We start from the raw sequence: 14,799 nt of genomic DNA, 5'->3' as shown, positions 1-14,799 counted from the left end.
GCTGGAGAGGCACATGGGACTTCAACACGGGTTGGTCAGCGACACCCCGGCGCAAGCGTCGACAGTCCGACGGGATGTGCAGGCGCGGTGGTCGCCTTCGGTGCAACGGGAGGCGGTCGCCGGGTTCCGGGCACACGCGGGCCGTGTGGCCATGGCGATCATCGCCGAGGTCCGCCGGGCCGTGCCCGATCTGGCGACGCCGCTGGCGGGGCCGATCGGCGGGCTGCTGCCGTCGGCGATCCAGGCGGTGATCCTGCGCGGCATCGACACAGTGCTCGCGCCGCGGTCCACCTCGGACGACTGGACGGAGATGTTCCGCGGCATCGGCGCCATGATCTACGGCGCGGGCTGCCCGGCCGACGCACTGCCCAAGGCGTACGAGGCGGGCGAGCGGGTCATGTCGGAGCAGATGCGCACCTATGGCCTGGCGAACTCGGTGTCCGCGCAGGCGATCACCGTGTTGACCGGCGCGGTGTCCCGGCAGGTCGACCGGCTGCGCGCGGTGTCCCTTGAGGGCTACGAGACCGCCCGTGCCACCTCCACCGACACCCTGGCCGACCGCCGCGCCCGGCTGCTGCGGCTGCTCCTCGACGAACGCACCACCGACACCCACGTGATCACCGATGAGGCGCACGCGGCGCGGTGGCGGGTGCCCGAGGCGATCGTGGCCGTGGCGCTGCGCTGCCCGCAGGGACCCAGTGTCCCCGGGCAGGGCCCGCTGGGCACCGAGATCCTCGCCGACCTCGACGGCGCCCGGCCGTGCCTGGTGATCGCGGCCGACGACGTCGACCAGGCGGCTCTCGCCAAGTCGTTCCCCGGCTGGCGGATCGCCGTCGGGCCGCCGGTTCCGATCACGGCCATCCGGTCGTCGCTTCGGGTGGCGCGCAAGGCGATCGAGCTGTCCGAGCGCGGGCTGATCACCGACTCGCCGGTCGTCGACTGCGCCGAGAACGGTCTGGCGCTGGCCCTGTTCTCCGACGACTTCCTGATCGAGCAACTGGTCAACCGGCGGCTGGCCCCGCTCAACGACCTGACGCCGCGGCAGCGGGAGCGGATGCTGCTGACCCTGCACGAGTGGCTCGCGTTGCGTGGCCGCGCCGGTGAGGTGGCCGACCGCCTGGGCGTGCACCCCCAGACCGTGCGCTACCGCTTGCACAAGATCGAGGAGCTGTTCAGCGACCAGCTCAGCGACCCGCGGGCCCGCTTCGAACTCGAACTGGCCGTCCGCGCCGAACTCCTCCGCACCGCCTCCAAGCAGGTAGAGGAAGACACCGTCGACGAAGCCTGCTGACCCCGTACTCGCGAGTCCAACGTTCAGGACAATGAGTTCAACATTCAGAACATCCAGTTTCAGCACGACAGTGACGCTGGGGCGAAGTCGATGTTCTGAATGTTGAACTCATTGGCCTGAACGTTGGACTCGCGAGATCCAGGCGGCGATTTGGGCGCGGTTGCTGAAGCCGAGTTTGGTGCGGATGTGGTCGATGTGGGTCTCGGCGGTGCGCAGGGAGATGACCAGGGCCTTGGCGATCTCCTTGTTGGTCATGCCTTTCGCGACCAGTTCGGCGACTTCGCGTTCGCGTTTGGTCAGCCGCGACTCGTCCGACTCCGGGACGGCGCGGGTGATGTCCTCGCCCAGGGCGTAGGAGACGGCGGTGTCGGTGGGGAGTTTCGCGCCCACCATGAACTCCGCGCCAGCCGCCTCGATGCCCAGTACGCCGGTCACCAGTTCCATGTCCCGGCGCATCGGTTCGCCGAAGGCGGCGTAGTTGGTCGGCGACGCGCCGACCATCTGGAACACCGTGACCGACGCGCCGAGCAGTCGCGCCGCGCGGCGGTGCTCGCCGCGGTGGGCGGCGCACCCGGCCAACACGTTGAGACTGAACCCGAGGATCACCCGGTGGACCACCTCACGCTGCAGCCGCAGCACCTCCAGACCCGCCTCAAGCGACCGCTCGTACTCCCCGTGCAGGTACTCCGCGGCGCTGAGCGACCACAGGGCCCAGCAGCGGAACACCGCCTCCCCAAGGGAAGCGCACCGGTCTGCGCAGGCCCGCATGACCGTGCGGCCGGTCTCCAAATCGCCCGCCAGGCTCATCGCGAGCCCGTAGTTGAAGGTCGACCACAGCTCGCCGCTGAGGTCACCGTGCGCGATGAAGGCGTTCGACGCCTTCCGGAAAAGCTCGGCCGACTGCTCACCCTCGTTCGCCATCAGTGCGGCGTAGCCCCGCACATGATCGACGTACGCGCGGGCACTGGCGTCGTCGATCCGCTCGGCGACCTCGGAGGCCTCGGCCAGCCGTGCCGCATAGGCGTCCATGTCGCCTTGGACAAGGGCGAGAAACGCTTCGACCCACGCCGCGCCCGCCCACTCGGAGGTGTCAGGCACGGCGACGGCGAGCAGCCTGCCCGCCCAGATCCGGCCCTCGGTGAGACCGCGGATGAGCCAGTAATCCCTGATCTCGGTGACCATCCGCAGCCCGGTCACCGCTTCGTCGGGATCGCTGAGGCAGAAGTCGAATGCCTGGCGCAGGTTGGCGTGTTCCCGGTCGATCATCTGGACCAGGGCGAGTTGCCCCGGACCGATCCACTTCGCCCCGAAGTCCCGGGTGACCTCTCGGCACCAGTCGCGGTGCCTGCGGCGCAGCCCGGTGAGGTCGCCGTCGGCGCGGAGCCGGTCTTCGCCGTACTGCCGCACCGTCTCCAGCATCCGGAATCGGACCTGCCCGTCGTGTTCCTCGCGCAGCAGGATCGACTTGTCGATCAGGCTGTCGAGCATGTCGAGCAGGTCGTCGCAGGTCAGGTCGTCGCCGCAGCACACGGCTTCAGCGGCCTCCAGGTCGAAGCCGCCAGGGAACACCGCCGCGCGCGCCCAGAGCAGGCGCTCCTGCTCGGTGCACAGCTGGTGGCTCCAGTCGATCAGCGCCTCCAGCGTCTCGTGCCTGCTCGGCGCGGACCGGTTCGTCCGGGTCAGCAGGGTGAACCGCTTGCTGAGCCGGTCGGCGAGCTGTCGCACCGACAGCGACCGCAGCCGGACCGCGGCGAGTTCGAAGGCCAGGGGCAGGCCGTCGAGCGAGCGGCACAGCTGGATCACGGCGTCGACGTCGTCGTCGGTGATGGTGAACGACGGCACGACCGCTGTCGCCCGGTCGAGGAACAGGCGCACCGCGTCGTACTGGTGCACCGCGGCGGCGGACTCACCGAGGTCCGGCACGGCCAGCGGCGGCACCGGCATCACGTGTTCGCCAGCCACGCCGAGCGACTGACGGCTGGTGGCGAGGATGACCACGTCCGGGCACGAGGTCAGGATGGCCTGGGCGAAGTGCGCGCTCGCCTCGATCAGGTGCTCGCAGTTGTCCAGCACGAGCAGCAGCCTGCGGGCGCGCAGGTAGTCGACGACCAGGTCGATCGGCGCCCTGGTGGAGCGGTCGCCGAGACCGAGCCGGTCGGCGACCGTGTTGACCAGCAGTTTCGGGTCATGCAGATCGGCGAGGCCGACGAAGACCACGTCGTCGAAGGAAGCGCGGGTGGAGGTGGCCACGCGCATGGCGAGCCGGGTCTTTCCGACCCCACCCGGCCCGGTGAGGGTCACCAGCGGCGCGATTCCCAGCAGCCGTTTGACTTCGCGGATCTCGTTACCGCGTCCTACATAGGTCGTGACCTCAACCGGAAGTCGATCTCCGCTGAAACGTGCGGCGACTGCGATCGACACGCTCACTCATCACCTGCCCAGCACTCGGTGCACCAACGTCCCGTTCGTCCGTTCGCCCCGACGGAGGTCCGATCCTGCCGCACGACTGTCGCAAGACAGCAGCAACACCTCGTCATCTACCCCAAATGTGACATTAGCCGGACTCGGAGTAATAGGCTACTAGCCGGTACTCAGCGTGGTGGCGAGATCGCCCTTCACACCCACGCGGACCTCGTCGAGCTCAAGCCAGACCGCCATTGTGCGCAGCTCGGCCATGAGTTCCCCGGCCACCCGAGCGGTGTCGACACCCGGTTCGGCGAACGCGCCCCGCACGAGTAACGCGCCGTTGGCACGGTCGGCCTTGAGGTCGACGCGGGCGACGAGTTCGCCGTCGAGCAGGAACGGGAAGACGTAGTACCCGTGGACGCGCTTGGGCTCGGGCACGTAGATCTCGATGCGGTAGCGGAAGCCGAACATCCGCTCGGTGCGGTCGCGCTCCCAAATCAACGGGTCGAACGGGCACAGCAGCGCCCGCCCGGTGACCCTGCGCGGGGTGCGGGCGTCGACGTGCCGGTAGGCCTGGTGGCGCCAGCCCTGGACCGTCACAGCCTCAAGCAGGCCCTCTTCGACCAGTTCGGCGACAGCCTGCTGGGAGCGGGCGGGCTGCAGGCGGTAGTAGTCGCGCAGGTCCTTCTCGGTGCCGATGCCGTGGGCGACGGCGGCGCGCAGCATCAGCTGCCGGGCCGCCTCCTCATCGGAAACCAGTGTGGCGCCTAGGACTTCGGGCGGGAGGACGCGCTCGGGCAGGTCGTAGAGCCGTTGGAAACCGCGGCGGGTGCCGGTGGTCAGCTCGCCGACAGCGAAGAGCCACTCGCAGGCGTGTTTGACGTCGGAGCGGTTCCACCAGCCGCCCTTGACCTTCGGGACCGCCGTTGCACCCAAAGCGGTTTCCAGAGTGCCCGCGCCGACCGGGCCGAGTTCCTTGACGGCGGCGAGGACGTCGTCGATGAGACCCGGCGCCTTGGCCGTCATGCGTTCGAGGTGGTGGATGTAGCGGTGTTCGTAGCGGCGCATGCGCCACCGCAGCAGCGGCCAGTCAGCGACCGGGATCAGGCTCGCCTCGTGCGCCCAGTACTCGACCAGGAGGCGGGGCTTGCGCGGGCTGTGCGTCCAGGCGGCGTCGTCGACCAGCGCCGAGTCGTAAGCGCCGAGGCGGGAGAAGACCGGCATGTAGTGCGCGCGAACCGCGACGTTGACCGAGTCGAGCTGCAGAAGTTGGACGCGCGAGAGCACCTTGGCCAGATGACGTCGCGTGGGTGGGCCCGATGGGCGCGCGTCGGCGAACCCCTGCGCGGCCAGGGCTGTTCGCCGCGCGGCCGAAGCCGTGATCGTCTCGCTCACCGTTTCACCTCGCACGACTCCGGGATACTGCCGGCAGGCACCGACACTTTCGGCCCGGGCCGCTCGGCGCGGACCACCAGGACGACCGCGACCAGCACGATCAGGCCGCCGCCGAGCTGCGCGAGCCCGAAGCGCTCGCCTGCGAAGAGGTAGCCGAGCAGGACGGCGATCACTGGGTTGACGTAGGCGTACGTGGCCACGGTGGACACCGGCAGGCGGCCCAGGACGTAGACGTAGGAGCTGAACGCGAGGAGCGAGCCGGCGAGCACCAGATAGCCCCACGCGACCCAGGAGCCCGTGGTGATCTCGGCGAGGTCGAGCCGCTCCCCCATCGCCATGCCTGCGACCGCCAGGGCCACGCCCCCCGCGACCAGTTCGACCGCGGCGAGCGCGAACGGATTGGGTGGCAGCGCGAGTTTGGTACTCAGCAACGTGCCGAACGACCAACCAAGGGCGCCCAGCAAGACCAGCCACGGCCCGAACCAGGCGGTGCCGTGCGCACCCTCGGAGGGCCCGCCGAACACCAGGACGGCCAGCCCCACCAGCCCGATCGCGACGCCGACAAAAGTGATCTTGGAAGGGCGATCGCCCCAGACCCGGCGCAGGACGACGACGTAAAGGGGCACCGACGCGGCCAAGAGCGCGGCCAGCCCGGAGGCCACGTGCTGCTGGGCGAGAACCACCATGCCGTTGCCCCAGGCGGGCAGCAGCAGGCCGAGGAGGACAGCGGAGCCGAACTGCGCGCGGGTCAGGCGGAGCGCTTTGGTCCCGGATATCAGGGCGACCAGCGCGGCGAGGATCGCGCCCGCGACGAGGAAGCGGGCGCCCGCGGAGAGAAGGGCGGGCATGGACTCGATGGTGAAGCGGATGGCGAGGTACGTGGACCCCCACATCACGTACACGACCCCGAGAGCGGTCCACGCGAACCAGGACTTGGACGACATGCCCCCACCCTCGCACGAACCACCGACATTTGTATGCCGGTTATTTGTGATAGGCCCGGGTCTCTACGGCTACACGCTCGCGTCGTCGGGCATTCCACCTGGACAAGGGCAGTGTGCCGGGCTGCGGGCTCCGGTTCTCGCGGGTTCCGGCCGTGGCGCTGCGGGTCCGCCATTCGCGGCGAGTGGGGCAACCACTAGGTTGCCGCCATGGCTGATGCCACGGTTCGTCCCGCCGTACCCGCCGATGTCGACGAGATCGCCCGGATCCAGGTGCTCACCTGGCAGGCCGGGTATTCAGGCATCCTGCCCGCCGCCGTCCTGGCCGCGCTTGATCCGGCCGACGCGGCCGTCCAGTGGCGGCAGACGATCGAGCAGGGTCCCGCGATGGTGTTCGCGGCCGTCGAGGGGGACTGGATCGTCGGGTTCTGCAGCGCGGGAAGTTCGCCGGAGTCGGAGTCGGCCATGGCCAACGACCTCCCGCCGGAGGACGCGGCCACCGTGGCGCTGATCGGCACGCTGTTGGTCGAGCCCCGCTGGGGTCGGCGCGGGCATGGCGGGCGGCTGCTGGCCGCCGCGGCGAAGGCGGTGCGGGCCGCGGGGTTGACGCGCGGGATCTGTTGGGTTCCGGAGGCGAACCAGTCGCAGGTCAGTTTCTTCACCCGGGCCGGATGGGCGCCGGACGGGGTCGTGCGCACGCTTGACGCGGGTGGGCAGCCCCTACGGGAGCTGCGGATGTCCGGGTCGCTCGATCTGAAGCTGGCCTAGCGGCCACTCGGTTGGGGTACCGTCGACGACGGCCTCGTTATCGAGTGGGGGACATTCCTTGGTGCTGCCTTGGCTCTGCGTGACGTTCGGCGTCGCGTTCGGGTCGGCGCTTGTCCCTTTTGTGAGCGTTGAGGTGTTTGTCCTGGCGTTGATGATGCAGCGGCCGGGGATCTCGTGGGTGGCGCTGGGCGCTGTCGTGGCCGTCGCGCAGGTCGCGGGGAAGCTTGTCTACTACTACGCCGGGCGTGGGTCGATCCACCTGCCCGCGTTCCTGCACCGCAAGCCCAAGCCGATGACGCCGACCCGTTTGCGCTGGCAGCTGCGCACGAAACGGGTGCGCGGCTGGGTGGAGGGCGTCAAGGAACGGTGTGAGCGGCACCCGCACTGGATGTTCGGCACCTACGGGGTGAGTTCGGTCGTGGGGCTGCCGCCGTACATGGCGATGACCGTGCTGGCCGGGCTGGTGCGGATGCCGTTGCACACGTTCGTGTCGGTGGGCCTGGTCGGCCGGTTCGTGCGGTTCAGCGCGCTGGCGGCGTCACCGGCGATGTTCGCCGGCTGGTTCCTGTAGCAGCAACGCCCACGCGGACGGGGTGAAGGCGAGCCTGCCCGCGTCGGGGTTCTTGGAATCCCTGACGGCCACGGACTTCCTGAAATCGACCTCGACGCAAGCCCCGTTGTCGCCGCTGTAGGAACTCTTGCGCCAGCGGACCTCCACGCAGTCGCCGTTAGTGCCACTAAAGGTGCTCTTGCGCCAAGCCGTCCCCATGGCTGCCTGCTCCCGGTCGGTCGTAGTCGCTTGCGAGTGCCGCAAGCACCGACCGCGATTGTTCCCTAGACAGAGCAACATCCGCGAGCCTGCCAAGAATCAGCTGGTAGGTAGCGATATCCCGAGGGCTTCCATGAACAAGCTGCGGTTTTGGGTCTCCACACAGACGACTGGCGAGTGGTCCTCGTACCGCATCATGCGGAACGGCCCATCCAGGCCGGCATGCGCGCCGGCTGCTGTCGGAATGATTTGGATCGCGCAATGGCGGAGTTCCCCCAGGAACAACAGCTGCAGCATCTGTTCATGCATCACGGCCGTGCCACCAATCGGCAGTCGTAGGGCATCCTCGTGGATGTAGAAGGTGAAACCCGGTGGGTTCCATCGGTGGATGACCGTCTGTCGATCCATTCGCGCACGCACCCGGGGCTCGATCGCGGGTGAGGGAAGAAGTCCCGGACCGCCGATGATCTCGCGGGCATAGTCCTCGGTCTGGAGCAGACCAGGCACTCGGTTCAGCTCCAACTGTTCGACCAGGTCTGCGGTGGTTTCGTGCAGGACAAGGGTTCGCAGTTGGTCGGGTAGGCGTTCGCCGTGGTGGCGGAGGAAGGAGCCGTGTTCGTCCTCCCCGCCGCACAGCGCGATGATCCGATCGAGTTCCCTTGGCGTCACCCGGCAGTACGCGAGGTAGATCGCCGCTTCCACCTCACTGCACGAAGTCTTCCCCGACTCCACCCGCGAGATCTTCGTCTCCGACCAGCCGATCGCGTGCGCCAGTTCGGCGGCTTTGAGCCCCCGGACCATGCGCACGCGCCTCAACTCGTCGCCCAGTTCGCGGCTCCGCACCGTCGCATCCATACGGGCACGCTAGCGGCGCAACCCGGCGAAACGGCCCTGAAACCGCTGGTACCACCGGAAAGAATCACTGAAGCGCCGTGCTTGCAACGCGCGCAAGACATACTTCGACCGTGACGACCTACGACACCATCGGCGCCGGCTACGCCACCACGCGCAAGCCCGACCCACGTATCGGTGCCCAGATCGACCAAGCCCTGGGGGACGCTGCCACCGTGATCAACGTGGGCGCGGGCACCGGGTCGTACGAGCCGCCGCAGACGGTTCTCGCCGTCGAGCCGAGTTCGGTGATGATCTCGCAGCGGCCGACGGGGTCGGCTCCGGTGCTGCGGGCATGCGCGGAGTCCATCCCGCTCGCCGACAACTCGGCGGACGCGGCGATGGCGTTGCTGACGGTGCACCACTGGACCGACCTGGCCGCAGGAATCGCGGAACTGCGCCGGATTGCCCGCGAGCGCGTCGTCATCCTCACCTGGGACCAGACCGTCACCCGGGCGTTCTGGCTGCTCGACGAATACCTGCCCGAGGCGATTCCACTGGACGACGCACGCGCGGTACCGATCAACCAGCTGGCCACCATGCTCGGCGGCGCCCGCATCGAAACGGTGCCGGTGCCTCACGACTGCACTGATGGGTTTGGCGCCGCTTATTGGCGCAGGCCGGAGGCATACCTCGACCCGGTGGTGCGGGCCGGAATGTCCATGTTGGCGCAGACTGGGGAACCTGCGCTGCAGCCGGGCTTGGCTCGGCTGGCTGAGGACCTCGCTACCGGCCGTTGGCACGACAAGCACGCCGATCTGCTCGCCCTGGACACCCTCGACGCGGGCTACCGGCTCCTCATCGCCGATCTCTAGATCGTGAATCGCACACTGCCCAAGCCCATCACCGGCCACTAGCGTGATCACCATGGCGCACATCGATCTCGGGGTCGACGAGACCCAGTTCCCTGGCATCACAGGACCCATGCGGTTCCGCCCAGAGACAGCAAGGCCGCTCAACGAGTTGGCTGAAGTCCTGTTGCGTGGACCGCACTCGCTGACAGCGGGCGAGCGTGAGCTGATCGCGGCCTACGTCTCGGGACTCAACGAGTGCGACTTCTGCCGCAACTCGCACTCCGCGTTCGCCGCCGCCCAACTCGACGAGGGCATGGCGCTCGTCGACCAGGTTCGGGCGAACCTAGATGAGGCACCGGTCTCGGCGAAGCTGCGCGCCCTGCTGCGGATCGCCGGTGCTGTGCAGGAGACGGGCCGCAAGGTCACGGCTGACCATGTCGAGTCGGCGAGGACCGAGGGCGCGACCGACATCGAGATCCACGACACGGTGCTGATCGCGGCGGCCTTCTGCATGTACAACCGCTACGTCGACGGCCTCGCCACACTGGCCCCCACGGACCCCGAGAGGTACGCCCAGTCGGCGCGACGGATCATCGAGCACGGCTACACGAACTGACCTGCTCAGGGAGCCAGTTCGAGGGCCTTGCGCATCGTTTCCCGGGCCCGGGCGCGGTCTCCGGCGACGTCGTAGGCGACCGCCAGGCGGTACCAGCAGCGCCAGTCGTCCGGGGAGGCCTCCACCTCTGCGCGACGCTCATCGAACCAGGCGTCCGCGGCGGCGCGGTCGACGCGGCCGGAGGGCATGCGGGGGAGGTCTGAGGTGTCCGGGAGGCCGTCTTCGGCCTGCAAACGCTTGCCCAGTTCCGAGGTGCGCATGCCGAACCGGATCGTCGACCATGCCACCCACGCACCGACGATGGGCAGGAGTAGGACGCCTACGCCGAAGGCCACGGCCAGGGGTGAGCCGTCGCGGAAGAGGGCCACCGCCCGGCCGCCGAGCAGGACGAAGTACAGGACCAGGACGGCGGTCAGGATCAGGGAAACCGTGCGCGCGGACACGGCTAAAGGTCGAGCAGGTTCTCGAGGCCCACGATGAGACCCGAGTGGTCGAGGATGGCCCTTACGCCGTGCAGGACGCCCGGCATGAAGGACTTGCGGTCGAGCGAGTCGTGCCTGATGGTCAGCGTCTCGCCTTCGCCGCCGAAGAGGACTTCCTGGTGGGCGACAAGGCCGCCGAGGCGCACGGAGTGCACGCGGATGTCGTCGACCAGGGCGCCGCGGGCGCCGTCCGGGTCGTGCGTGGTGGCGTCCGGGATGGACTTCATACCCGCCGCCTCGCGCGCCTGCGCGACCAGGCGGGCGGTGTGCGCGGCCGTGCCGGAAGGGGCGTCGGCCTTGCGGTTGTGGTGCAGTTCGATGATCTCGACGGTGTCGTAGTACTTCGCGGCGAGCTGGGCGAAGCGCATCGACAGCACGGCGCCGAGGGCGAAGTTGGGGGCGATGAGCACGCCGAGTTCGGGCTTGGGCTCCAGCCACTGCTTGATCGTGGCGATCTTGTCGTCGCCGAAGCCGCTGGTGCCGACGACGGCGCGGATGTCCTGGTCGATGCAGAACCGCAGGTTGTCCATCACCACGTCGGGGTGGGTGAAGTCGACGACGACCTCGGCCCCCGCGTCGGCGATGTCGAACATCCAGTCGCCGGTGTCGACCATGGCGACCACTTCCATGTCACCGGCCGCTTCCACGGCCCGGCACACTTCAGCGCCCATCCGGCCGCGCGCACCGAGAACACCCACGCGAATGGGGTTGTCTTCGGACCTGACGGACTTCGTCACCTGTTCACCTCGTGCAACTCGAGCGGAACGTCGTCGGCGTGATCGTAAGGGCCGACGACAGCCGCGGCGAGCGGCCGGGTCAGCAGTTCGCGGGCGAGCTTCGCCACGTCCTCGGCGGTGACCGCCGCGATGCGGTCCAGCGTCTGCTCGACCGATAGGTAATCGGCGTACGCCAACTCACCCTTGCCGATGCGCGACATGCGCGAGCTGGTGTCTTCCAGCCCAAGGACCATCCCGCCGCGGAGCTGCCCCTTGCCGCGGGCGACTTCCTCGTCGGTGAACCCGTCCTTGGCGACTTGGCCCAGCACGTCGCGGATGACGTTGGCGACCTCGCCGAGCCGCTCGGGCTGGCATCCCGTGTAGACGGACAGGTGGCCGGTGTCGGCATAGGACGCCACCGACGAGTACACCTGGTACGCCAGCCCGCGCCGCTCCCGGACTTCCTGGAACAGCCGCGAACTCATGCCACCACCCAGCGCCGCGTTGAGCACGCTGAGGGTGAAGCGACGGTCGTCGTGGCGGTCGATCGCGCGCACGCCGAGCATCATGTGGACCTGCTCGGTGTCGTCGGTGTGCAGCACCAGCCGCGACGAGTTGCCGATACGCGCGCGGCCGGAGCGCGGGGCGACCGGCGACTTGTCGCCGGTCAGCCGTTCGCGCAAAGCCTTGCGCACCAAGGAAAGCACCTGGGCGTGGGTGACGTTGCCCGCGACCGCGAGCACCATCTTCGGCATCGTGTAGCGACGCCGGTAGAAGCCGTTGAGCGCCGTGCGGGTCATCCCCGTGATCGACTGCTCGGAGCCCAGCACCGGCCGCCCCAGCGGGTGGTCGGCGAGCAGGGCGCTGCAGAACGCGTCGTGCAGCAGGTCTTCCGGGTCGTCGTCGCGCATGGCGATCTCTTCGAGGACGACGCCCCGTTCGGTCTCCACGTCCGCCTCGGTGCACAACGCGTCGAAGACGACGTCGGACACCAGGTCCATGGCCAGCGGCAGGTCCTCGTCGAGGACGTGCGCGTAGTAGCAGGTGTGCTCTTTCGCGGTGAACGCGTTGAGCTCGCCGCCGACGGCGTCGATCTCCTCGGCGATCTGCGGGGCCGTGCGCTTCGCGGTTCCCTTGAACAGCAGGTGTTCCAGGTAGTGCGCGGCACCCGCGACAGCGTTCGGCTCGTCGCGCGAGCCGACCTGCACCCAGATGCCGACCGACGCGCTGCGCAGACCGGGCACCCGCTCGGTGATCACCCGCAGGCCGCCGGGCAGCAGCGTGCGCTTGACCTCGGCGTCGGGGGTGTTCTCCAGGGTGACCGTGCTGCCGGGCTTCTGCAGGTGGCCTTGGACCTTTGCGGAACGGCCGCGAGCGCTCAGAAGAGCACTCGCGGCCGCCGTGGAACCTTTGATCACTGGGCGGGAGCCGCCTCGACCGGAGCGTCGGTGGCGGGAGCGGCCTCAGCCGCGTCGTCACCCACGACGATCAGGCTGATCTTGCCGCGCTGGTCGATGTCCGCGATCTCGACGCGGAGCTTGTCGCCCACCGAGACGACATCCTCCACCTTGTTGATGCGCTTGCCGTTGCCCAGCTTGGAGATGTGGACCAAACCGTCCTTGCCCGGGAGCAGGGACACGAAGGCGCCGAACGCGGCGGTCTTGACCACCGTGCCCAGGAACCGCTCGCCCACCTTCGGCATCTGCGGGTTCGCGATGGCGTTGATCATGCCGATCGCCGCCTCGGCGGACGGGCCGTCCGCGGCACCGACGTAGATCGTGCCGTCATCCTCGATGGAGATGTCGGCGCCGGTCTGCTCGGTGATCGAGTTGATCATCTTGCCCTTCGGGCCGATGACCTCGCCGATCTTGTCGACCGGGATCTTCACGCTGGTGACCCGCGGGCTGTACGGCGACATCTCGTCCGGGCCGTCGATGGCCTCGGCCATGACCTCCAGGATCGTGTACCGGGCGTCCTTGGCCTGGTCGAGCGCCTTGGCCAGCACGTCCGACGGGATGCCGTCGAGCTTGGTGTCGAGCTGCAGCGCGGTCACGAACTCCTTGGTGCCCGCGACCTTGAAGTCCATGTCGCCGAAGGCGTCCTCGGCGCCGAGGATGTCGGTCAGCGCGACGTAGCGCGTCTCACCGTCGACCTCGTCGGACACCAGGCCCATGGCGATACCCGAGACCGGGGCCTTCAGCGGCACACCGGCGTTGAGCAGCGACAGGGTGGACGCGCAGACCGAGCCCATCGAGGTCGAGCCGTTGGAGCTCAGGGCCTCGGAGACCTGGCGGATCGCGTAGGGGAACTCGTCGCGCTTGGGGAGAACGGGCATGAGCGCCCGCTCGGCCAGCGCGCCGTGGCCGATCTCGCGGCGCTTCGGCGAACCGACGCGACCGGTCTCACCGGTGGAGAACGGCGGGAAGTTGTAGTGGTGCATGTAGCGCTTGTGCGTCTCGGGGGACAGCGAGTCGATCTGCTGCTCCAAGCGCAGCATGTTCAGCGTGGTGACACCCAGGATCTGGGTCTCGCCGCGCTCGAACAGCGCCGAGCCGTGGGCGCGCGGGATGAGCGCGACCTCGGCGGACAGGCCGCGGATGTCGGTCAGGCCGCGGCCGTCGATGCGGACGTTGTCGCGCAGGATGCGCTGGCGGACCAGCTTCTTGTTCAGCGAGCGGAACGCCGCGCCGATCTCCTTCTCGCGACCCTCGAAGGCACCGCCGGTGACGGCGCCGACCTTCTCCAGGCACAGGGCCTTGACCTCGTCGATGCGGGACTCGCGGTCCTGCTTGCCGACGATGGTCAGCGCCTGCGCGAGCTCGTCGCTGACGGCCGCCGCGACGGCGTCGTACGCGTCGGGCTGGTAGGCCGGGTAGGTCGGGAACTCACCGGTCGGCTTGGCGGCGTTGGCGGCGAGTTCGGCCTGCGCGTCGCACAGGACCTTGATGAACGGCTTGGAGGCCTCGAGGCCTGCCGCGACGACCTCTTCGGTCGGGGCGGTGCCGCCCTCGGCGATCAGGTCGATCACGTTGTCGGTGGCCTCGGCCTCGACCATCATGATCGCAATGTCATCAGCAGAGCCGTTGTTGCCGTCCTTATTCACACTGCGACCCGCGACGACCATGTCGAACACGGCGGTCTTGAGCTGCTCGTGGGTCGGGAACGCGATCCACTGGTCTCCGACGAGCGCGACCCGGACGGCGCCGATGGGGCCCGAGAAGGGCAGCCCGGCGAGCTGGGTGGACGCGGACGCGGCGTTGATCGCCACGACGTCGTAGAGGTCCTGCGGGTTGAGCGACTGGACGGTGATGACGACCTGGATCTCGTTGCGGAGACCGTCGACGAACGACGGGCGCAGCGGGCGGTCGATGAGCCGGCAGGTGAGGACGGCGTCGGTGGACGGACGGCCCTCACGGCGGAAGAACGCGCCGGGGATGCGACCCACGGCGTACATGCGCTCTTCGACGTCCACGGTCAGCGGGAAGAAGTCGAAGTGCTCCTTCGGGTGCTTCGACGCGGTCGTCGCCGACAGCAGCATGGTCTCCTCGTCGAGGTAGGCCACGACACTGCCCGCGGCCTGTCGGGCCAGGCGGCCCGTCTCGAAGCGGATGGTGCGCGTGCCGTACTTGCCGTTATCGATGACGGCAGTCGACTCGTGCACGGTGTTTTCAGTCATGTATTCGGTACTCCTCGTATGCGAGCCAGCGCGCAACCCGAGCACGGGGTCGCG

At 68.7% G+C, this 14,799-nt stretch carries 14 protein-coding genes; 5 read left to right on the top strand and 9 right to left on the bottom strand.

What is annotated here, in order from left to right:
* The first annotated feature begins 13 nt into the window (after positions 1-13).
* Complete coding sequence (locus GPZ80_RS19710) at positions 14-1,291, top strand: PucR family transcriptional regulator (protein ID WP_187222134.1); 1,278 nt, start codon at positions 14-16, stop codon at positions 1,289-1,291.
* A 108-nt stretch (positions 1,292-1,399) separates the two neighbouring features.
* Here GPZ80_RS19710 and GPZ80_RS19705 read toward each other — a convergent pair whose 3' ends face one another.
* The 3 genes from GPZ80_RS19705 to GPZ80_RS19695 all read right to left on the bottom strand — a co-directional run bounded on the left by GPZ80_RS19705 (position 1,400) and on the right by GPZ80_RS19695 (position 6,036).
* The gene (locus GPZ80_RS19705; protein ID WP_187222133.1) at positions 1,400-3,712 is read right to left on the bottom strand and encodes an ATP-binding protein; all 2,313 of its coding nucleotides are present in this window, start codon (positions 3,710-3,712) and stop codon (positions 1,400-1,402) included.
* A gap of 159 nt (positions 3,713-3,871) precedes the next feature.
* Positions 3,872-5,092 (bottom strand): winged helix-turn-helix domain-containing protein, encoded by a 1,221-nt coding sequence (locus tag GPZ80_RS19700; protein ID WP_312880447.1) that lies wholly within the window; start codon positions 5,090-5,092, stop codon positions 3,872-3,874.
* On the bottom strand, positions 5,089-6,036 hold the full coding sequence (locus GPZ80_RS19695) for an EamA family transporter (protein ID WP_187222129.1): 948 nt from the start codon (positions 6,034-6,036) through the stop codon (positions 5,089-5,091). The genes GPZ80_RS19700 and GPZ80_RS19695 overlap by 4 nt, the downstream gene beginning before the upstream one ends.
* A 207-nt stretch (positions 6,037-6,243) precedes the next feature.
* Here GPZ80_RS19695 and GPZ80_RS19690 point away from each other — a divergent pair, with 207 nt between their 5' ends.
* Complete coding sequence (locus GPZ80_RS19690; RefSeq protein ID WP_187222127.1) at positions 6,244-6,801, top strand: GNAT family N-acetyltransferase; 558 nt, start codon at positions 6,244-6,246, stop codon at positions 6,799-6,801.
* 61 nt (positions 6,802-6,862) lie between these two features.
* Positions 6,863-7,372 carry a YqaA family protein gene (locus tag GPZ80_RS19685; RefSeq protein ID WP_187222446.1) on the top strand — a complete coding sequence of 170 codons (510 nt, stop codon included), beginning with the start codon at positions 6,863-6,865 and terminating at the stop codon, positions 7,370-7,372.
* Here GPZ80_RS19685 and GPZ80_RS19680 read toward each other — a convergent pair.
* A complete protein-coding gene (locus tag GPZ80_RS19680) occupies positions 7,340-7,570 on the bottom strand; it encodes a DUF397 domain-containing protein (RefSeq protein WP_187222125.1) in 231 nt (76 codons plus the stop codon). The two genes, GPZ80_RS19685 and GPZ80_RS19680, sit on opposite strands and share 33 nt — an antisense overlap.
* Before the next feature lie 99 nt (positions 7,571-7,669).
* Positions 7,670-8,425, bottom strand: coding sequence for a helix-turn-helix domain-containing protein (locus tag GPZ80_RS19675; protein WP_187222124.1), 756 nt, complete (start codon positions 8,423-8,425; stop codon positions 7,670-7,672).
* A gap of 110 nt (positions 8,426-8,535) precedes the next feature.
* On the opposite strand from GPZ80_RS19675, the gene GPZ80_RS19670 reads away from it, so the two are divergent.
* On the top strand, positions 8,536-9,276 hold the full coding sequence (locus GPZ80_RS19670; protein WP_187222122.1) for a class I SAM-dependent methyltransferase: 741 nt from the start codon (positions 8,536-8,538) through the stop codon (positions 9,274-9,276).
* Positions 9,277-9,328: 52 nt separating this feature from the next.
* Positions 9,329-9,871: a carboxymuconolactone decarboxylase family protein gene (locus tag GPZ80_RS19665; protein WP_187222120.1), complete on the top strand. Its 543-nt coding sequence runs from the start codon at positions 9,329-9,331 to the stop codon at positions 9,869-9,871.
* 5 nt (positions 9,872-9,876) lie between these two features.
* Here GPZ80_RS19665 and GPZ80_RS19660 read toward each other — a convergent pair whose 3' ends face one another.
* The 4 genes from GPZ80_RS19660 to GPZ80_RS19645 are packed head-to-tail and all read right to left on the bottom strand — an operon-like array spanning position 9,877 to position 14,745.
* On the bottom strand, positions 9,877-10,314 hold the full coding sequence (locus GPZ80_RS19660) for a tetratricopeptide repeat protein (RefSeq protein ID WP_187222118.1): 438 nt from the start codon (positions 10,312-10,314) through the stop codon (positions 9,877-9,879).
* Between the two features lie 2 nt (positions 10,315-10,316).
* Positions 10,317-11,090, bottom strand: coding sequence for a 4-hydroxy-tetrahydrodipicolinate reductase (gene dapB / locus GPZ80_RS19655; RefSeq protein ID WP_312880446.1), 774 nt, complete (start codon positions 11,088-11,090; stop codon positions 10,317-10,319).
* Entirely contained in the window at positions 11,087-12,451 is a 1,365-nt protein-coding gene (locus GPZ80_RS19650) for a M16 family metallopeptidase (RefSeq protein WP_187222443.1), read from the bottom strand. The genes dapB and GPZ80_RS19650 overlap by 4 nt, the downstream gene beginning before the upstream one ends.
* A 32-nt stretch (positions 12,452-12,483) precedes the next feature.
* On the bottom strand, positions 12,484-14,745 hold the full coding sequence (locus GPZ80_RS19645) for a polyribonucleotide nucleotidyltransferase (RefSeq protein ID WP_187222116.1): 2,262 nt from the start codon (positions 14,743-14,745) through the stop codon (positions 12,484-12,486).
* Between the last annotated feature and the right edge of the window lie 54 nt (positions 14,746-14,799).

The sequence above is a fragment of the Actinokineospora xionganensis genome, from assembly GCF_014323725.1.
In the GTDB taxonomy this organism is placed as follows: Bacteria; Actinomycetota; Actinomycetes; order Mycobacteriales; family Pseudonocardiaceae; genus Actinokineospora; species Actinokineospora xionganensis.
This window is presented reverse-complemented; position numbering and strand designations above follow the sequence as displayed.